Annotated in this window: 16 protein-coding genes and 1 pseudogene; 8 read left to right on the top strand and 9 right to left on the bottom strand. The window is 58.5% G+C overall.

What is annotated here, in order from left to right; genetic code table 11:
- Positions 1 to 2: 2 nt before the first annotated feature.
- Positions 3 to 455 carry a Kazal-type serine protease inhibitor family protein gene (locus tag QEN43_RS13280; RefSeq protein WP_084162193.1) on the top strand — a complete coding sequence of 151 codons (453 nt, stop codon included), beginning with the start codon at positions 3 to 5 and terminating at the stop codon, positions 453 to 455.
- Between the two features lie 103 nt (positions 456 to 558).
- On the opposite strand, the gene QEN43_RS13275 is transcribed toward QEN43_RS13280, so the two are convergent.
- The 4 genes from QEN43_RS13275 to QEN43_RS13260 all read right to left on the bottom strand — a co-directional run bounded on the left by QEN43_RS13275 (position 559) and on the right by QEN43_RS13260 (position 3667).
- Complete coding sequence (locus tag QEN43_RS13275; RefSeq protein ID WP_317963298.1) at positions 559 to 1560, bottom strand: radical SAM protein; 1002 nt, start codon at positions 1558 to 1560, stop codon at positions 559 to 561.
- Between the two features lie 69 nt (positions 1561 to 1629).
- A complete protein-coding gene (locus QEN43_RS13270; protein WP_026611066.1) occupies positions 1630 to 2172 on the bottom strand; it encodes a hypothetical protein in 543 nt (180 codons plus the stop codon).
- A gap of 414 nt (positions 2173 to 2586) precedes the next feature.
- On the bottom strand, positions 2587 to 2925 hold the full coding sequence (locus QEN43_RS13265) for a hypothetical protein (protein ID WP_317963297.1): 339 nt from the start codon (positions 2923 to 2925) through the stop codon (positions 2587 to 2589).
- Between the two features lie 31 nt (positions 2926 to 2956).
- Complete coding sequence (locus QEN43_RS13260) at positions 2957 to 3667, bottom strand: hypothetical protein (RefSeq protein WP_026611068.1); 711 nt, start codon at positions 3665 to 3667, stop codon at positions 2957 to 2959.
- Positions 3668 to 3774: 107 nt separating this feature from the next.
- Between QEN43_RS13260 and QEN43_RS13255 the strand changes: the two are divergent.
- The 5 genes and pseudogenes from QEN43_RS13255 to QEN43_RS13235 all read left to right on the top strand — a co-directional run.
- Positions 3775 to 4734 (top strand): annotated as a pseudogene (locus QEN43_RS13255) (IS481 family transposase); the annotation flags it as partial.
- 308 nt (positions 4735 to 5042) lie between these two features.
- Positions 5043 to 5927 carry an SGNH/GDSL hydrolase family protein gene (locus QEN43_RS13250; protein WP_026611069.1) on the top strand — a complete coding sequence of 295 codons (885 nt, stop codon included), beginning with the start codon at positions 5043 to 5045 and terminating at the stop codon, positions 5925 to 5927.
- 8 nt (positions 5928 to 5935) lie between these two features.
- On the top strand, positions 5936 to 6577 hold the full coding sequence (locus QEN43_RS13245) for a hypothetical protein (protein ID WP_156912835.1): 642 nt from the start codon (positions 5936 to 5938) through the stop codon (positions 6575 to 6577).
- A 9-nt stretch (positions 6578 to 6586) separates the two neighbouring features.
- Positions 6587 to 8002: a DsbA family protein gene (locus QEN43_RS13240; RefSeq protein WP_317963296.1), complete on the top strand. Its 1416-nt coding sequence runs from the start codon at positions 6587 to 6589 to the stop codon at positions 8000 to 8002.
- 393 nt (positions 8003 to 8395) lie between these two features.
- Entirely contained in the window at positions 8396 to 10342 is a 1947-nt protein-coding gene (locus tag QEN43_RS13235) for a hybrid sensor histidine kinase/response regulator (protein WP_317963295.1), read from the top strand.
- Between the two features lie 98 nt (positions 10343 to 10440).
- On the opposite strand, the gene QEN43_RS13230 is transcribed toward QEN43_RS13235, so the two are convergent.
- A complete protein-coding gene (locus tag QEN43_RS13230) occupies positions 10441 to 11421 on the bottom strand; it encodes a transcriptional regulator GcvA (RefSeq protein WP_317963294.1) in 981 nt (326 codons plus the stop codon).
- A 149-nt stretch (positions 11422 to 11570) separates the two neighbouring features.
- On the opposite strand from QEN43_RS13230, the gene QEN43_RS13225 reads away from it, so the two are divergent.
- A complete protein-coding gene (locus tag QEN43_RS13225) occupies positions 11571 to 11849 on the top strand; it encodes a hypothetical protein (protein WP_317963293.1) in 279 nt (92 codons plus the stop codon).
- Positions 11850 to 12031: 182 nt separating this feature from the next.
- Here QEN43_RS13225 and QEN43_RS13220 read toward each other — a convergent pair whose 3' ends face one another.
- From QEN43_RS13220 to QEN43_RS13205, 4 genes are all read right to left on the bottom strand, one after another.
- On the bottom strand, positions 12032 to 12520 hold the full coding sequence (locus QEN43_RS13220; protein WP_317963292.1) for a retropepsin-like aspartic protease family protein: 489 nt from the start codon (positions 12518 to 12520) through the stop codon (positions 12032 to 12034).
- 134 nt (positions 12521 to 12654) lie between these two features.
- On the bottom strand, positions 12655 to 13494 hold the full coding sequence (locus QEN43_RS13215; RefSeq protein WP_317963291.1) for an SWIM zinc finger family protein: 840 nt from the start codon (positions 13492 to 13494) through the stop codon (positions 12655 to 12657).
- Positions 13495 to 13497: 3 nt separating this feature from the next.
- A complete protein-coding gene (locus QEN43_RS13210; RefSeq protein ID WP_317963290.1) occupies positions 13498 to 16578 on the bottom strand; it encodes a DEAD/DEAH box helicase in 3081 nt (1026 codons plus the stop codon).
- A gap of 235 nt (positions 16579 to 16813) precedes the next feature.
- A complete protein-coding gene (locus QEN43_RS13205; protein WP_317963289.1) occupies positions 16814 to 17551 on the bottom strand; it encodes a tetratricopeptide repeat protein in 738 nt (245 codons plus the stop codon).
- A 305-nt stretch (positions 17552 to 17856) separates the two neighbouring features.
- On the opposite strand from QEN43_RS13205, the gene QEN43_RS13200 reads away from it, so the two are divergent.
- The gene (locus QEN43_RS13200) at positions 17857 to 18396 is read left to right on the top strand and encodes a gluconokinase (protein ID WP_036269106.1); all 540 of its coding nucleotides are present in this window, start codon (positions 17857 to 17859) and stop codon (positions 18394 to 18396) included.
- The last annotated feature ends 10 nt before the right edge of the window (positions 18397 to 18406 follow it).

Genomic DNA, 18406 nt, shown 5'->3' with positions numbered 1-18406 from the left:
GTATGAAAAGACTTTTCACACTGCTGGTTTATTTTTCTCTGGTCACTTTGCTTGCTGGTTGCGACCGTGAGACTCCGCCCAAACCTTCCGAAACGATATGCGGTACTATCCGCGGGTTGTCTTGTCCGGAGGGGCAGTACTGTGATTACGGCATCGGCCAGTGCAAAGTTCCAGATACACAAGGGGTCTGCAAAACCAAACCAACCGTTTGCACCAGGGAATTTGACCCCGTCTGCGGTTGCGACGGCAAAACTTATGGCAATGCCTGTGAGGCGGCTGCCGCTGGAGTTTCCATCGACCATAAGGGCGAGTGTCAGAAAAATGAACCCGTAGCCTGTGGCGGTATCACGGGAGCCCAGTGCCCCGATGGTCAGGTCTGTGTCGATGATCCTAGTGACAACTGCGATCCCACCCAGGGCGGCGCAGATTGTCCCGGTATATGTAAAGCCAAGTAAAGGAAATGCCGACATTCGGGTGCAATGGCTGCTGGCCATTGCCCCGGATGTTGCTTCCGTACGCGAAAGCTGGATCAGTAGCATGACACTCAGAGCCAACGGTTCACCAGCGACGGTCGGCCTGCCGCGTCAGGCCCAGACGCCAGGCGATATCCAGCGCTTCTCTGTATTCCGTCGCGGCAATGCGGCGGGATAACTCCGGCAGGGCGCTGGCCCGATAGCCGGGATAGTACTGTCCCATCAAATTGACATAAGTCTCTGTGGAAATCTCGCGGGCGATGAACTCCAGAACCGTTTCCGTCCCGGCCAGGCCGGCCGGAAGAACCAGATGCCGTGTCAACAACCCTCGATAGGCCAAACCGTTCTCGTCCAGCCGCAGGTCGCCGACCTGGCGGTGCATCTCCTTGATCGCTGCCTGGTTAACCTCCCAATAGTTCCGCACGTGGGAATAGCGGTGGGCGATGACGGAATCGCCATATTTCATGTCCGGCATATAGATGTCGATGACGCCGTCGAGCAGCGCGAGAGCCTCCGGACTGTCGTAGCCGGCGGTGTTATAAACCAGGGGTAGCGTGAGCCCTTGTTGTGCGGCGATCCATGTCGCGGCCAGAATCTGCGCCACCGCATGGCTGGGGGTGACGAAATTGATGTTGTGGCATCCTCTGGCCTGCAAGTTCAGCATCATCGCCGCCAATTCCTCCAGCTCGACCTCGCGGCCCTCGCCCCTTTGGCTGATCTCCCAGTTCTGGCAGAACTCGCAGCGCAAGTTGCACCAACTGAAGAAGATCGTTCCCGACCCGTTCCAACCGCGCAGCACGTCTTCTTCGCCATGATGGGGACCGTAACTGTAGACCACGGTGCGTTCCCCGGTACGGCACACCGCGCCCCGGACCGTCTTCAACCGGTCGACCCGGCAATAGCGTGCGCAGAGATCGCAGGACTGGAGATGCCGGCGGGCGATGCGGACCCGTTGCTCGAGTTCGCCGCTCGCAAGCAAAGCGAGATAACCGGCTTGAAAGCCTTGCCTTTCTTTTTCCGCCGAGTTCATGGCTCTGCCTTTCTGAATCAACCTCAGAATTTCTTGAGCGCCGAAATGATTGCACATCGCGCATCGGCCTGTGACCAGAATCCGGTGAATTCGCTTCAAGCGGCGGACGCCGCCGGCAAGCTTTGCTCAGTCCAGCCCCAGGAACGGATAAGTCCGAAGCTGATCCCGCGTCCACAGGGAAAGTCCTGCACGCTGCCCGACCGTTTCGAGGGCCAGTATCGCATCGGTATCTTGGAAGTCGATCGAGCCTGGCGTTCCGGCCTCATCCAGATTGCTCAGCAAGAATTCGTCGAGAAAACGCTCCTCATCCTGACTGGACAGACGCCCGGCGAATCCTCGACGGTGCATGCGCACATGGAACCGCAGGCCGGCCAAGTCCGGCAGCCAGCGAGCGGCGGCCTCTCGCGCTTTCGCTTCGAACTCCGGCGGTGTTTGGAAGACGAACAAAGCCGTGAGAGGAATCGCTCGGGAAATGCACTGCGTGAAGATTTCGGGATCTCTGATCGACCAGTCCTTGAGTGTGCGAAGAAATCCTTCGGTATCCTCGATCTTCATCACCAGCACATTGAAGTAATCGGTTTTATGGACAGGGCCGAGCTGCTCGAGCAGACGACAGGCACGCCTGAACCCGTGCTCGAATACTGAAACGACGACATTCCAGTCGTGCATACCGCCTCCCCAAACAATGGCTGAAATTCGGAAAAATGCGACTGCCGGCGTGCAAATCAAATGGGCATATCGCTCAAGGCCGATTTAATCCGGAAGAGTTCCCGCGAGAACGGGTCAGTTCCAACGTTCCAATGTTTTCATCCACGCTTTAGCCATGACTAGACCTCTTCTTGATACGGACTGTTTAAAACGCGGTGCCTTTTGCCGTTCGTTGCACATGCGCGAACCCGGAAAACCCGGCGGACGAAAATAGCCCCTGGGAAGATCGGCAAAGTGGCACTCGCTTTGCTGCACCGAAGCTTGTTCCCCACGCGGGCTAATGCCCACGTGCGCCTCGCGCCGTCGTTGTTTGACGTGTCTTGCGATACGCCTCACGCGGCGCAGTCGACGCTATAGACCGCAGCGTCTACGGTGCTACTCCGAAGTCACATTGATACCGACGATCTTCGGCCGATCGTGGATGCATTGGGTGTCATCCACGACCATTATCACGCGGCGGCGGGCAATGAACGCCGTGAGCGCGGCGGAATAAAACGTCTCATAGCCGGGAAACGACTTATCCGAGGTGTAGCCGTCCGGAGTGGGGCAGCCAGCGGGGTTGACGATCGGCTCGGCGGTGACGACGGCGAAACTATCCAGATTCCAGCCGGTACGTATCATGGTGATCGATCCGGCCTGAGAAACCGGCTGACCGGCGGCTGGCACGGACAATGCCGCGGCGGCCGCGGCGAGCGTTATGGCAATGGGGCGCATGTAGTCCTCCGTTGAGGTGGATGGATGGTAATCAGTCGGCCGTCCGCATGACACCGCGAACGATGGGTATAACGGCACAGGCGGGGCCGAGCGCGCACTCCGGGGTCGCTTCGGTAGTGCTCAGGATCTCGTTGATGAAGGGTTCGGTCGACACATATTGGCAGGCACTGGCGCCGGTGGCCCAAGACCAATTTTGCGAGGCGGCAGGCGTGTTGGGGATGTATCCTGTCGGTGAGCAAGTGGACTGGACCCCCGCGATGCCGACTCCGAATCCGTTGACGGTGACCACAGTCGGACCTCCGCTGTCGCCGCCTTGACCCACCTGGTTCGCACTGTTCATAACAAGCTCATAGCCCGTATCCGTGATAGACGAAGGCGTGAAAGGCGCGCTGCGATAGGTACCCAGACCACCGGATGGCTGTGCGGTGGGCGTGCCGTATACGCCGGTAGCAAACGTGGAAAAACCGCGGCCATATTGAGTGACCGTATCGGTGGTCGTCAGTCGGCCGCTAAGCACGACCGATCCGCCACCTCGGTCACGTGCGACGGCGTAGATCCGCTGACTGTCCACCGGGCCGAGATCGGCGGCCCCTAAGTAGACGAGTACAATGTCACTGATGTTGGTCGTATTCACGTTTGCCGCGAACGCATTCGCGTTCACCGCAAAATCATGGATACGCGAAGCGATGCCTACGCGGCCAGGTGCCCAGTCGGCCGTGACGCGCACGTGATCGGGCGGCATAAGTGTCGCGTCTCGTGTGATTATTTACCGAGAAGGAGTTATGCTCTGTTCGAAGCCCGGAGCCTTCTCCAGGAGATATTCGGTTCGTCCAAGTGAGGTTTCTCTCCATGCAGATTCGTCTTCATAAGAACGCCCGTACCACCCCGGCCGTTCGGCAGGCCATTCAAGCGTCCACGTTGAGCGAGCGCGCCTTGGCCCAAAAGCATGGCATTAGCCGAACGACCGTCCGCAAGTGGAAACACCGCTCCTCGGTCGAAGATGCCTCACACCGGCCCCACACCCTCAGAACCACGCTCACGCCCGCCCAGGAAGCCATCGTGGTCTACCTCCGCCAAGCTCTGCTCCTCCCCTTGGATGATCTCCTGGCCGTGACCCGGGAATTTCTCAATCCCGCCGTGTCCCGTTCCGGGCTAGACCGCTGCCTGCGCCGCCACGGGGTGGCGTCCCTCAAGACCCTGCTTCCGCCTACAGAGAAGGCGAAGGTCAAACCCTTCAAGGCCTATGAGCCCGGCTTCCTTCACCTGGATGTTAAGTACTTGCCCGCCATCGACGGCGAACCCCGCCGATACCTGTTCGTCGCCATCGACCGCGCCACCCGCTGGGTCTATGTCGCCCTCAAGCCCAACCGCACCGCCTTAAGCGCAAAGGACTTCCTCAAAGCGGTGATTCAGGCCGCGCCTTTCCGCATCCAGAAATGCCTGACCGACAACGGCTCGGAGTTTACCGACCGTTTCCTGACCCGAACTCGGCAGCCCTCGGGGACGCATGAGTTTGACCGCCTCTGTACTGAACAAGGCATCGAACATCGCCTGATTCCGCCGGGCCGGCCCCAAACGAATGGCCTGGTGGAACGCTTCAATGGCCGCATCGAGGAGGTGTTGCAAACCCATCACTTCGATTCAACCGCCGATCTGGACACCACCCTGCACCGCTATGTCGAGCTGTACAATCATCACATTCCCCAAAAGGCCTTAGGCCATCTCACCCCGATCCAGGCTCTCAAAAACTGGCAACTGTCCCATCCTCATCTTTTTCGAAAGAAGGTTTACGATCTTGCGGGACTTGACATCGGATTACGTGTCGGTCGATTACCTGCCATGCCTCTTCCCTGCTATTTGCTATTACATAGCGATACAGGCTTTATTACATAATTACATTTGATAATGCCTCGTCTTCAAAGTTCGTGTTCTTCGTTCGCGACAAAAGAGATCCTTCCGATGGGATAAGTCTTAGCGCCGGCCACTAACTGTAATGAACCGAATTTGAAACGAGCCGGGATGGCGTAGAGGTCAGGCTTCGCGCTCGCATGTACGTTCCATGAACTTTCTTGCCTTCTGATGAGTCCTCTAGGAATCCTCTCGCGAAGGAGATAGCTATGAGGATTCATAGTCGATTCACGTCAGGAACTTTATTGACGGCATTGGTCGCGGCAGGCTCGGCGCTCGCCCTGGAACCGGGCCAGAACGAGCCAAAGCGGCTCTTTTCGCTGGGCGATTCCATGACGCGGGGCTTCAATGCCAATGTACCCCTGGATAATCTGAACCTGAGCTGGGTCAACGGTTATCACGGCTTTTGGGAGGATCTCTTCGGACTGCCGGATGTGCGGTCGCACAATCAGCGCATCGACGCCAATTTCGGGACTAGCGGTCGCAGCAATCAGACGGCGGCCGTAAACGGCGCGACGATGGCGGATCTGACGGCGCAAGCCTCCGGCGCGGCCGGCAAGAACGTCACCTATGCCACGGTGCTGCTGGGTGCGAATGATGTCTGCAAGGATTCCATCGCCGATCTTCCGACCGACGAGCAGTTCAGGACTCGGTTCGAGAACGGGATCGATACCCTGCTTGCGAATTTGGCTGCCGGCGCCACCGTCCAGGTAGTGGCAATCCCCAATATCGTCGAGGTCTATAACCAGGGCCGGGTCAAACAGTCGCTCGGGCTGGTCGACTGTCCGGACGTTTGGGCGCGGTCCGGCAGCTGCGGCTCACTGCTTTCGCCCGATGCGACCGATTCGGACCGAGCCTTCGCGCTATCCCGGATCATGGCGTACAACCAGATCCTGAAGGAACTCACCGAAAACAAAGCCGCACAGCATCAGGATAAGTTTATCTCGTTTACCGATGTGAGCTTCACCTATCCGTTGACGCAGAGCGAACTCTCGAACATCGATTGTTTCCACAGTTCCTGGGAAGGGCAGAAAGCGCTGTCCAGAGAGACCTGGAATAGCGGTCCGTTCAGGGATCATCAGGAACTCGATTAGGGATGCTCGTGAACCGGATCACCGCGTTTTTATTTGGTGCAAGCCTGGCCAGCGCGATCACGGTCCTTTTATCCAGCCACTCGCCGACGGCTCCGATCGAGGACAAGATCGAACACTGGCAGGCACGCGCTCGGAAAGCGGAACAGGAACTCGCGGTGCTGCACGCTCGGTTGCAATCCGAAGCGGCGCAGAACCCCACGATTTCCCCGCCGAGTCCGGTTATGGCACCGGCTACATCAAGCTACGCGCCGCCAGGCTCAGTGGCTTCGCCGTCAAGCCCGCCGCCCCCAGACCTCGATTCGACGTCCGATGCCATCCGTAACGAGCAGTGGGACGCCTTGGTCAGCCGTGCGTTGGAGCACGAGGTGGAGCGGCGCCTAGGCCGGAAACTCGATCCCGAGCGTATGGAACGTTTACTCGGAACCTTGCGCCGGCTGCGCGATGCGTCCGTCGGATTAGGCCAGGAACCTCTCGATCCTCACGATCCCGAATCCTTGCGCGATCACCTAGCGCGCACCCTGGTTCTGGTGGAATCGGATCGACTGTTCCGCGAAGAACTCGGCATCGGCTTCTCGGACTTCCTAAGAGGACTTGACGGCGACCCCGTCGAGGAAGTCCACCCGGCAAAACCCGGCGAATCGGCTCGATAAGAAGGTTCGATGTGGATCATTCTCCTGATGCTCCTGGCCGTGAGCCCGGCCGCGCGCGTGGAGGAGGTGGCGGCCAAAATAGACGGCCAGGCGATCCCGTTGGCCGAAATCGATACGCCCTCGCGCGCGAAAATTGTTCGATTGCATCAAGCCTTAACCGACGAGGCGGCCCGTGCGCTCGATCGGCTGATCGACCGACAGCTTCAAGCCTCCTCAGAAGCGAAATTCCCTTCGCCCAAGCCGGTCACAGATGAGGCAATCCGCGCCTTTCGCGCCTCCCGGCCGGAAGACTTCGAGGGGCCTTTCGCACCGCTCGAGACCAAGCGCAATCCGGCAGCGGAGTGGCCCGCGATCCGGCTCTATCTGACTCAGAAAGCACTCGAATCCGTGCAAGCCGAAGCGCGCCGCCGGCTCCGGGCGGGCCATGCCATCAAGGTCTGGCTTCCGGACGGGCCGGAACTCGAACAGCCGCTGTCCCCGATACGAACGGTGGCGCTGGTGGACGATACCCCGATCACGGCGGAAATGCTGGAACAAGCCACCGCGCTTCGTCTGTATCGGCTGAGAAAGGAAATCTATCTCGAGCGGCAGCGGTGTCTCGAGACGTCCGTCGAGAATCGACTCCTGAGCGAGGAGGCGAGGCGACTCGGTATCCCGATCGAGGACCTGCTGGCAAAAATGACGCGGGATACGACCGTCGGGACTAAGGAGCTGAACGCCTCTATCGAATCCGAACGCGCCGCAGGCCGACCGGTGTCGGACCCGGATCGCGCCCGCCAATACTTGGCGTTCCGTAAGGCTTATACCCGCCGTGCGGCTTTGGTAAAAAAGCTGCGGGATTCGGCTCGCATCGAGATCCTGCTCGAAGAGCCCTCGCTACCCCGTCTTCCCATGATCGAGTTGAACGCTCCCATTCTGGGCGCGCTGGATGGGCCGCGCTTGATCGCCTACACCAATTACCGCTGTACGCCCTGCCGGGCTGCTCATCGGGAAATCGACCGGATTCTCGCCGCCCAGCGAAACGTGCGCGTCGTTTTCCGCGACTTCATCCCGGTGTACGACCCTGTGGCCGACGAGGCGGCCCGCTTGTCCCGCTGCGCCGACCGGCTAGGCGCCTTCGGTCGTGTGCGCAGCGAGCTTCTGGGCCGGAATCCGCCAGCCTTCGGCGAAGCCTGGTACACAGATGACGCTCTCCGCACGCTGGCGAGCAGGCTGGATATCGACTCAGACGCCTTGGTGCAGTGCCTTTCGTCCCCGGAGCTCGGCGAGGCCATCGAACAGGATACCGCTGAAGCACACGAATTGGGCTTCGAAGAGGCGCCATCCTTCGTAGTCCAAGGCATACCGCTCTCAGGCATGCAATCTGCCAAGAGCCTGGCCGGAATCTTGCGTAATCAGCGGTACCCCGGTCGGCTGTCGGATTAAACGACACTCACTGGCTGATCGTTGGATTAGCACCATCTGAAATGCCGCCCAGCGTTCCGATGTTTCTGGATTATTATGCAAACTACCCGGATCTTCGGTCTGGTTGACACCGTTTTGAGTGTGCGGCCGATGCAGACAGCGAAGAAGCAAATACCACTCCGTATTCTTCTTAATTCTTATAATAGGAGCTTCTCGGCTTGATTCGTTACTTATCGGGCCTTCGTACCGCAGGTTTTTGTGGGACCTCGCTAGTCGGAAGAGCTCCCCGACTAATCAAGCGTCATCGTAAACGCTGCAAAAAGAGACAATCGCTATGTTGGCGCCGAGTGGTTTCAGGTTTCGCTTTTGCGGATACGAGACCACGACGCCGTCTTTGAAAAAGTGAGTCGATACATGTCGTACAACTGGGCCAACAACAAGAAGACTTCTGTCGGGAGGTTGGATCTGTGCAAATCGCTAATCGAAGGCATTGATGGCCAGGCGATCTTCATGCTCGATCCTGAGGGACGGGTACGCAGTTGGAATCGCGGCGCTGAGCGAATCCAGGGTTACCGGGCCGACGAAATCCTCGGCCGGTCTCATGCTTGTTTTTATCCCCATGAAGACGTCGAACGGGGCAAGCCGGAACGGGATTTGGCGATTGCGACGGCGCGGGGAGTGTTTGAGGAGGAGAGCTGGCGCTTACGCAAAGACGGAACGCGTTTCTGGGCGTACTCCAGGCTAACAGCGGTGCACGACACAGCCCACCGTTTGCGCAGTTTCACCAGCGTTACCACCGATCTGACGGAACAGCGACTTATCGAGGTCATTAGGCACGAACGCGAAGCGCGCTACGCCCTGCTAACGGAGATGGTACCGGCGATCCTCTCGATCTGGAGAGCCGATGGCAAATGCGAATACGTCAATGACTATTTCTTAAAGTTCACCGGCATATCGGCACTTATGTCGCTCAGACGAGGCTGGGTCGAGACCATGCACCCGGATGATCGGGCTGCGGCGATTAAAGCATGGACGGAAGCAGCCTCCCGGGGACAGCCGTTTACCGTGGAATACCGTTTGCGGCGTCACGATGGACTTTACTGTTGGTTTCGCTGGCAAGGCGTTCCCATCCGCAAGACCCGCGGTGACATTGTCAAATGGATCATCATGGCAACGGACATCGAACACGATAAGCACCAGCAGGACGCACTGCGTGAGGCAAACCGCCGTAAGGACGAGTTCCTGGCAGTGCTCGCCCATGAGTTCCGGAATCCTCTGGCGCCGATCAGCAATGCCGTGCACATCCTGCGCAACGAAGCCCGCAATGCCCCCGATCTGCAGGCGCCGATCGATATGATCGAGCGGCAAGTCCGGCATTTGGTCCGATTGGTGGATGATCTTCTGGATGTGTCGCGGCTTGCGCGGGGAAAAATCAACCTCGACATGCGGCCTGTCGATGTGGTTGTCGTCGCAGCTCAGGTGGTAGAGAGTCACCGCAGTTCCGCTGCGGCACACCGCCACGAGCTGATCCGGGACCTGCCTGCGCATCCACTCTATGTCGAAGGCGATGACGTACGCTTAACCCAAATGATCGACAATTTGCTGACCAATGCCGTCAAGTACACGCCGGACGGCGGGGAAATCCGGGTATCCATCCGAGAAAGCGGCGACGAGGTGAAAATAGCGGTACGTGACAATGGCATCGGCATTGCCCAAGAAGCTTTATCCCATATCTTTGAACCGTTCACCCAAGGCCAGCACGGTATTGGTCGTTCCCAAGGGGGCCTGGGAATAGGACTTGCCCTCGTTCGCAGCCTGGTGGAACTGCATCGGGGTCGGATAGAGGCGTATAGTGCCGGTCCGGGTCAAGGCAGCGAGTTCACGATCTACCTTCCGCGCCTGTCGGAGCAGATCAGCCCGATATCCGATTGCCGCGGTGTTAGCATCGCGCAAGAAGCGGAGGGACTGCGCGTCCTGATTGTGGACGATAACCGGGATGCGGCGGATTCGGTGGCTCGGCTACTAGGCATGTGGGGCCACGAGACCAGGATCGCGCACGACGGCAAGACCGCCCTGGACATGTACCGGGAATATCTCCCCGATGTCATACTGCTCAATATCGGCTTACCGGATATGGACGGCTACGAGGTCGCCCGTTGCGTGCGGGAGGACGACCGCCGGCCGGCAGTCCTCGTCGCCGTCACGGGCTACGGGCAAACCGAGGACCGGCAACGCTCTATGGCCTCGGGCTTCGATTATCATCTGGTAAAGCCTATCGCCCCCGACGATCTTCGGAAGGTGTTGCAAGGGCCTCATCTGACGCCCATTGTCACCGCACAGGAAAAAATCGAAAAAATTTGAAGGGGCTCCCTTCGCTTCAAAACGCTACCGTCCGTTCTCAGGAAATCGAAAAGGCCGGCCAGACTCCGACGGTCTCTGGGGTGGAAACATCGATTTGGTCACAGCAAAACGCCGGCGAACTCCGACGAACCCATGCTCTCGATTTCATCCAACAGCCATTGGCGAAAGGCGACCAAGCTCGGCCGCTGAGCCGTTTCCGCGGTGTATACCAGGTAATAGGTGAAGTCCATGGACAGCTTTTGCGGAAATGGCGCAACAAGCCGTCCTGCCATGATATCAGAGGCCGCCAGTATGGATTGCGTCAAGGCGACTCCTAACCCGTCGACGGCGGCTTCCAGGGCCAGGTAAGCATGATTGAAATGCAACCCGCGGACGGGATCGATCTCGCCCTTAAGGCCCACAGCTTCCAGCCAGATTTCCCAATATGACTGGTACTCAAAGCGGTAGATGGGGTCGACGTGCAGCAGAGTATGGTGGACCAAATCCGACGGTTCCCGCAGCGGATGATCACCCTCTAGCAATGTGGGACTGCAAACCGGAACGACAGTCGAGGGGGACAGCTTCTCTACCTGAAACCCAGGATAGTACCCTGAGCCGAAGCGGATCGTCACGTCGATGGCGCCCAGTTCGACATCTTCGAGTTCCCTGTCCTGAAGCAGAGTCATGGTCTGGGCATCGACCAGTTTCGTGCTGGCCGTGATTCTGACTTCGATATCCGGGTACTTGGCGATGAAGCGATGCAGCCGCGGCATCAACCACTTATTGGCGAACGAGGGCGTGACACTCACGCTGAGGACCGACGCCTTGTCGTAAGTGCGCATGTCCTCGACCGCCGCGGCAAGCTGCGCAAAGCCTCCGCGAAGCTTACCCAAAGAAGCCTGCGCCACCGGCGTCAGAGCGAGTGTCCGGTTGCCGCGATGAAAAAGGCGGACTCCGAGATGGTCTTCAAGGGCTTTGATTTGATGGCTGATCGCGGCGGGTGTAACGTGCAATTCATCGGCGGCCTTTTTGAAACTCAGATGCCTAGCAGCGGCTTCGAAAGCGCGAAGCGCATTCAATGGAGGTAAACGATTATTCATCTGCCTTCGGATTAGCTTTGGTAAACAATCAGATGATAATTTATCGTTTGTATCTTAATTGGAAACTTTCTATCGTAAAGCCGTCCGAATGAAACTGTAACGACAGTGATATTGAGTCATTAAGCGTTGAATTAACTGGAGGTTCTTGTATGGATATCAAGCGAGTTGTTCTTACAGCCACCTTGGCTCTGATGGCGGGAAATGGTCTTGCCGCGGATGTTTCCGCTATGGACCGAAAGGACACCGAGCGATTTCCGGCAACCGTCCACCAGCAACGCCTGCTAGGTCGCTGGCTGGCAAAGATCGGTGAATTCGCCCGCTTCGAAGCCACGGTCGAAACACCGTCGAAGAATAGGTACCAGGAATGGCCGGCAAGCCTCAATCAGCTGCAGGTACTCGGCAGGACAGAAAAGAAAACTCGGCCTTGATGGGCCGATCGTTCCGCCAGGTGAGCTGGCGGATCAATTGTATCTGCGTACAGGCCGGCTCGATCCAGGAAAGGACATCCCGGCGCGGCGACGAGCCGCGTAAGCCAAGCATGAGCGTGTAGAGCAAGCTTTGGTACTTACCCCTATACGCTAGGCGGCTGTAACGGGCGTGATGAGTGTCATCACGGTGCGCTAACCGCCGTTCGCGTACTGCCACCGTCACAGTCGTGAAGTTGCAAGGACGGCGGAGACATGGTGAATACCACGGAGGAGACCTTGCTCAAGGCGCTCAGACCGAGAATCTGCCGGCTCTCCCCCGGAAACACGGCCGCTTCCACATCCTTCAGCACGCAAAGATGACCGATGTCGATGGAGCGAATCGAATAAACCGGCACAACCTTGACCGCTCCATCCACCATGACACCCTTGATGTCGTAGGCATATTTAGCCATACCGTTGGCCTTCAGGACCGCCAAGGTCGCCTCGTTGATGGTGGTATGACTGGAGCCGGTGTCGACTAGAAAATCCGTGGCGCCTACGCCTTCGATGTGGACCGGGATGTAGAACGTGCCTGCCTCGCTCTGCCGCATGGCAATGCGCTCGTTCGCCCCACCCGTTACGGGTGTCGCAAGAGGCAAAATACCGATGATCGCCAGAATAAGCTGCTTCATAGTTCACTCCGGCGCCACGTCGGCGCTCAAGCTGGGGATCTCGCGATACGCAAAATGCTTCGCGAACACATAATCGTATAGCACCTAAAAAAAACAAGGAAGCAATCCGCTCGTTCAAGACGCGTAGCGCTGGATCACATCCAATCCTTCGCCTTTTTTCTGACCTGCTCGTAAAACGCATCCATCACCTCGACGAAAGACACGTCTTTGGGCCAAAACGGCGGAAAATCGCCCCCTTTCTTGACTAGAATGCCCGAGACCGGGGCAGGTTCCGGGGGTTCCACACCGGAGGGCAGTTTTTTGGCGCCACGCCAGTAATCCCTGGGAACGACGGTTTCGGGCGCGGCGAGTTCAGCGGGACGGCTGAAGTAGGACTCCGCTGAACATAACTCACCCCCGTTTTCCGTCAAGGCCGTGGCCAGCGCTGCCCCCAGCGGTGTGTGCTGGAGCCGCCGGGCGAGTTCGGAGCGGGGGAGCCCCCGCAGTTCAAACAAAAGAAAAGGGTCGTGATCCAGGCGCGAGGCCAGCAGGTAATACAGCGCTGCAATGTGCTTGCACGGATTCTCGGGATCGGGACAGGAACAGTCGGTCTTGATGTCTTTGCGGCTCCTCGGCAGAAGATGGACATCAAACGCCTCAAAAGGCTTTTCGATCTCGTCGGGCATTTCGTTGAGCAACAAGCGGGCGAGAAATCCCACGCGGCTGCCGATCAGCTGGATCGCGCTGTCCCAGGCCGACTCCGGCAACTGCGAGAATTCGATTTGTATTTCGTAGATGGGCTCCTCGTAAAATCCCAGGTAGGGGCTCATCCGTCCCCGCACGCGCGCCAGAACCCTGTTGCGCTCGACGCGCCACCCGAGAATGCGATGCGTGCTGAGATACTGGCGCCCGCGCATCAGCCGCTTCGGATCGGTGAACGTCTCCATCGCTTCGATGAACCGCTGGCCCCACCAGGTCTTCCCAATCTTGCCCATGAGCTACTCCATCACCGCTTGACGGTTCAGGGCGATAAGCGCCTTGAAAGCCTCGTTGTCCAGTCGCGTCAGCCAGGATTCGTCGTTTCCCACGATCAGCGAAGCCACCTGCTTCTTGTCTTCGATCATGCGGTCTATGCGCTCTTCCAAAGTCCCGATGGTAATGAATTTGTGCACGAACACGTTCTTACGCTGGCCGATGCGAAAGGCGCGGTCCGTAGCCTGGTCTTCCACTGCCGGGTTCCACCAACGGTCGAAATGAAAGACATGGTTGGCCTTGGTCAGCGTGATGCCCACCCCGCCCGCCTTCAGAGACAGGATGAACACGCCGGGCTCGGTATCCGGGTCTTGAAACTCGGCGATCATCCGCTCGCGCTTGGTCGGCGGCGTTCCGCCATGCAGATAAAACACAGGGCAGCCTAAAGCGTTGCGCAGGTATCTATATAAGCTATCGCCGACCTCGGCGAATTGGGTGAACACCAAAGCGCTTTCGGTTTCCGCGATCACGTCGGTCAACATATCGTGCAGCCGTTCGAGTTTCGGTGAGCGTTCTGGCGTGAACGCACTGCCGTCGCGCAAAAATTGGGCGGGATGATTGCACACCTGCTTGAGCCTCATCAGCGCTGACAGCATCAGACCTTGACGCCCGATCCCCTCGGCCGTCGATAGGCGCTCCTCCACATCGCGCACCACTGCTTCGTAAAGCGCGGCTTGCTCCTTGCAGAGGTGGCAGAATTGTTTGTTTTCGACCTTGTCGGGCAGGTCCTTGATGATGTTGGGGTCGGTCTTGACCCGTCGAAGGACGAAAGGCTCGATCAATTGTTTCAGGGTTTCGGTCTGGACCGGATCGTTGTCGCGCTGAATCGGAAGCTCGTAACGCTGGCGGAACTGGCTCTGCTTGCCCAGGTAGCCAGGATTCAGAAAATTGAAGATCGACCAGAGATCGAGCAGCCGGTTTTCGACCGGCGTCCCGGTCAAGGCCAGACGGTGGTCAGCATTGAGCCTCAAAACCGCTTTGGTCTGGGCTGACATCGGATTCTTGATATTCTGGGCCTCGTCGAGCACGATTCGCGCCCACCGAATCTGGGAAAACAGTTTCTCGTCCCGTCGCACTAGAGCGTAGGACGTGATCACCGCATCGTGCTCCAGACAAATCTCCCGGAACCGGGCGACATCCCGATAACGTCCGCCGCCATGATGAACCATGGCTCGAAGGCCAGGCGCGAACCGTTCGAGCTCTTTCTTCCAGTTGCCGATCACCGAAGTCGGCACGACGAGCAAGGTGGGCGCATGCCCATCCCCTTCAGCCCGCTCCTGGACCAAACGCGCGATGACCTGCACGGTTTTACCGAGACCCATATCGTCCGCAAGGCAACCGTTTAGCCCCAGGCTTTCGAGGTAACAGAGCCAGGCGAGCCCGCGCCGCTGATAATCCCGAAGCCGCGCGACCAGGCCCGGTGGATCGTCTACTGGCTGCAAACGGCTGTGGTCACGGAGCTTTTCCAGCATCTCCAGCAAAGTCCCTTGCGGATCGATCTCGAAAAGATCCGAATCCTCCGCCGTCTTCCGCATCAGTTCCGGCAGACTCATACCACCGTCCTCGCTCCGGTGCTTGCGCCAGAACTCCAGCATCATGCGCATCTTTTCCCGATCCAGGGTGAGCCATTGGCCGCGGAACCGAACCAGCGGCGTCTTGCTTTCGACCAGCCGCTCCCATTCCGCCTCGTCGATCGTGTCCGTCCCCAACGCCAGCTCGTAACGGTAGGCGATCAGATTGTGTACGCCCAACTCGCGCCGGGTACCGGAGTCGGAGGGGCTGCGACGGCTGGCATAAAGACGAATTCTGGCACGCCGACGGCCTTGCGGCGTCCACCAGGTCGGCACCATGACGGTAAATCCGGCATCTTCCAAAACCCAAGCATCTTCCTGCAAAAACGCGAAAGCCTCTTCCAGGGTCAAATCGACCCCGGTGGGCCGCTCCTCGTCCAGGCCCTCCCAAAGCTTGGGATAGATGCGGGCCGCCTGGCCCAGCCCCAGCAACAAATTTTTCTCGAAATCCGCGCCAAGCGACTCGACGAAAACCCTCTTCCTTTCGGCGCTCAGCACCCAATATTCGGCCAGGGGCAAGCGCAGGGCCGGGTCACGGCGCGGCGACAGCAGAATTTCCAAGCGCCAGGCACCGTTCTCGTCGGATGCTTCCTGCAAACGAAACACCAACTCGAGGTCCGCTTCCTCGCGCCGTCCGAGCAGATTGCGCCGCCAGCCCAGCCATTGCCGGTAAAGCTCGATGCCCTCGTCGGTCTTCCACGGATGGCCGGCGGGCGCCCCGTTTCGGCAGGCGTTCAATAGCGTACCCTCGATCTTCCGCCCGAGTTTGGTGCCGGAAGCGGCCTGGACAACGGTGCGATGCACCAGAACATCGCCACAGTGCCTGAGCAGACTCGAACTCTCATAAACACGGCCGCCAGCGGATGTGCAGACTGGCGGCATCCGCGCAACCGCCTCCTGAATCAAGCGTTCGTAGCTGTCGGAAACGATTTCCCAGCCCGCATAGATTTCGTAGCCGTCCGGCGGCATCGATCGATAAAACAGAGCCGGGATGTAGCGATCCTTCACAATCACCGATTTCAGCGACTGCGTGAAGTAATGCCAGAACAAAAGATCAATGCCCGCTTTCGTCTGCGAGGCCCGATAAGACGACAAAAAACGCAGTTCGCCGAGTTGTTTGAAAGGGTGGGCCAAGCGATAGGCATCCACTTCCCAGCCCGTCAGAGCCGCTTCAGTGGGGTCTTCGTCCGCCCCGCTTTCCAACTCCGGGCTCGGTAGCGGCCGACCGTCAACCGTCGGCAACAGGACAATCTGCGGCGCGAAGTGAAATCGGCGCTCGTAAGGTGAGACGTCCAGCCCCAGTTCTCCCTCGAGAAAAGCGACCAGCTCAGCTTTGGTAAGGTGCCGAGGATGACGGTTCGCGGCTCCAGAGATGTTGGCGGGTTCGCCGTCATGCTCGATCCAAAGCCAAATATCGCCCGGTTGGACGAACTCGCCGGTACACTCGGGGATCCATGTGCAGTGCAGGACTTTCATGTCGCGTAATTTGCAAGCCGAAAATCGGCTATTGTACCCAGCAGAAGCAGGTTTGCGCCGATCTGTGAATTACTCGTTATATCCGCGGTCAACCCGCTTCAGCCCAGCCTAACAATAAACCACCACGCCCGGCTGAGCGCAACGCTAATGCATCTTCCTCAGCGCAAGCGGTCGGTGCCCCAGTGCCGATTTCAAAAAGGCAAGCAAGTCCTATAGCACTCGACGACCGACTCGCCTACGACAACTCCCGCCTCGCAATATCGACCCATTCCTTGTTCAGTCGGCGGCTGTGCCTGGTCGCCAGTTTCGCGTCCTTGAGAATGTCCTCGAACAGCGCCCGTGCTTCCGCCGTTTTTCCCATGCGCTTCAGCAGCAACGCATGGCGGCATTTGGCCTCGGCGCCTGCAGAATACCAGGCCAGGGCGCGGTATTCATCCAGAGTCTGGTCCAGTTCTCCGAGCGCTTCGAGGGAACGGGCATAAAGCAGGTGGGCGTCCTGACTTTCGAATCCGGGATTGGTGCGGAACAAGGTTTCGAGCTTTTCCCGGGCGCGTCCGAAGTCGCCCGATTCCACCAATGCCTTGGCGAGTCCCAGCCGAAGGCTCGGGTCGGTGCGGTACATTCCTGTGAGGGAACTCTCGTAAAGCGTGATGGCCTCGTCTAGCATGCCGTGTTTAAGATATTCCTCCGCCAGCGCGCTACGGTTTTCTATGGTGTCGGATATCTCCAAGGCTTCGAGGCGTTTTCGAAGTTCCTTTTGCGGGTCGAGCATCCGCAGCATGGCCTTAGAGCCCTGCCGGGCGGTGCGGCTCTGTATAACCTCAGACAGCAGCACCATCACCGAATAGAGAATACAGCCGAGCAAAGGCAGGAAGATGATCAGGAATACCCACAAGAGCGAATGGCCGCGGCGGATCGCATGAACGACAAACCCGATCTGGATGAGCAATATGAAGATTCCGGCGATTTCCATCAGAGAACTCGTTTTTTTGCGCTACGCGAGGGGATCCCGCGATCAAACCCCACACGATGGACCCGAAACCGCACGCTTGGTTCGCGGACCTTCGGAAGCGTGCTTCATCGGCAGCGAGCCCAGTTTCGGTCAAACTCCTCGCCAATCTACCGAACGCCAGCGATTGTGTCGATGTGGAAAAACGTTATAGGAAAATGCTGCAAACGTTTCCGGATTCCAGCACTTGGACCGATTGAAGCAGGCGTGATGGTATTCTTCTGTACCGCCTTCGTCTCACCGTCCGACGTAGCCATAGTTCGTCAACCATGAACGCGGACCGTCCTGTCATCGTCGTACTCCTCGGAGTCTCGGGCTCGGGAAAAACAACCATCGGCCTCCGGCTTGCCGAACGTCTCAGCTGGCCATTCTTCGACGGGGATGATTTCCACCCTGAGCAAAACCTTACGAAAATGATGCAGCACCAGCCGTTGACGGACGCCGACCGCGAACCCTGGCTCGATCGGCTAGCCGAGCTGATAGAAGCCTCGATAGCGGCAGGGCGTTCCGCCGTCATCGCTTGCTCGGCGCTGAGACACGCCTATCGGGAACGCCTAGCGCGCGGCCGCCGCGAAGTGGTTTTCGTGTATCTCAAGGGTTGCTTTGAACTCGTTCGCGACCGGCTCGCCCGCCGGCAAGGGCATTTCATGCCTATTGATCTGCTTCCGAGCCAGTTCGAAACACTCGAGGAACCTTTAGACGCCATCGCCATCGATATTCGCGAGTCCCCCGAAGCCATCGTGGAAGCCTTGATTCCACAGCTAGAAAACCCCATTGAGAAGCGCCCGGGAAACAAGTCGTTTCAATGAGCATTGCGAC

Origin of the sequence: Methylocaldum szegediense, assembly GCF_949769195.1 — a bacterium.
In the GTDB taxonomy this organism is placed as follows: Bacteria; Pseudomonadota; Gammaproteobacteria; order Methylococcales; family Methylococcaceae; genus Methylocaldum; species Methylocaldum szegediense.
Note: the sequence above shows the minus strand (reverse complement) of the source record. Positions and strands in the feature narration are given on the sequence as shown.

What these genes read in the sequence shown, in the direction of transcription:
- QEN43_RS13280 (WP_084162193.1), top strand. Translation starts at nt 3, where the DNA reads ATGAAAAGACTTTTCACACTGCTGGTTTATTTTTCTCTGGTCACTTTG.
- QEN43_RS13270 (WP_026611066.1), bottom strand. Translation starts at nt 2,172, where the DNA reads ATGCACGACTGGAATGTCGTCGTTTCAGTATTCGAGCACGGGTTCAGG.
- QEN43_RS13275 (WP_317963298.1), bottom strand. Translation starts at nt 1,560, where the DNA reads ATGTGCAATCATTTCGGCGCTCAAGAAATTCTGAGGTTGATTCAGAAA.
- QEN43_RS13265 (WP_317963297.1), bottom strand. Translation starts at nt 2,925, where the DNA reads ATGCGCCCCATTGCCATAACGCTCGCCGCGGCCGCCGCGGCATTGTCC.
- QEN43_RS13220 (WP_317963292.1), bottom strand. Translation starts at nt 12,520, where the DNA reads ATGAAGCAGCTTATTCTGGCGATCATCGGTATTTTGCCTCTTGCGACA.
- QEN43_RS13215 (WP_317963291.1), bottom strand. Translation starts at nt 13,494, where the DNA reads ATGGGCAAGATTGGGAAGACCTGGTGGGGCCAGCGGTTCATCGAAGCG.
- QEN43_RS13225 (WP_317963293.1), top strand. Translation starts at nt 11,571, where the DNA reads ATGGATATCAAGCGAGTTGTTCTTACAGCCACCTTGGCTCTGATGGCG.
- QEN43_RS13230 (WP_317963294.1), bottom strand. Translation starts at nt 11,421, where the DNA reads ATGAATAATCGTTTACCTCCATTGAATGCGCTTCGCGCTTTCGAAGCC.
- QEN43_RS13235 (WP_317963295.1), top strand. Translation starts at nt 8,396, where the DNA reads ATGTCGTACAACTGGGCCAACAACAAGAAGACTTCTGTCGGGAGGTTG.
- QEN43_RS13205 (WP_317963289.1), bottom strand. Translation starts at nt 17,551, where the DNA reads ATGGAAATCGCCGGAATCTTCATATTGCTCATCCAGATCGGGTTTGTC.
- QEN43_RS13250 (WP_026611069.1), top strand. Translation starts at nt 5,043, where the DNA reads ATGAGGATTCATAGTCGATTCACGTCAGGAACTTTATTGACGGCATTG.
- QEN43_RS13200 (WP_036269106.1), top strand. Translation starts at nt 17,857, where the DNA reads ATGAACGCGGACCGTCCTGTCATCGTCGTACTCCTCGGAGTCTCGGGC.
- QEN43_RS13240 (WP_317963296.1), top strand. Translation starts at nt 6,587, where the DNA reads ATGTGGATCATTCTCCTGATGCTCCTGGCCGTGAGCCCGGCCGCGCGC.
- QEN43_RS13260 (WP_026611068.1), bottom strand. Translation starts at nt 3,667, where the DNA reads ATGCCGCCCGATCACGTGCGCGTCACGGCCGACTGGGCACCTGGCCGC.
- QEN43_RS13210 (WP_317963290.1), bottom strand. Translation starts at nt 16,578, where the DNA reads ATGAAAGTCCTGCACTGCACATGGATCCCCGAGTGTACCGGCGAGTTC.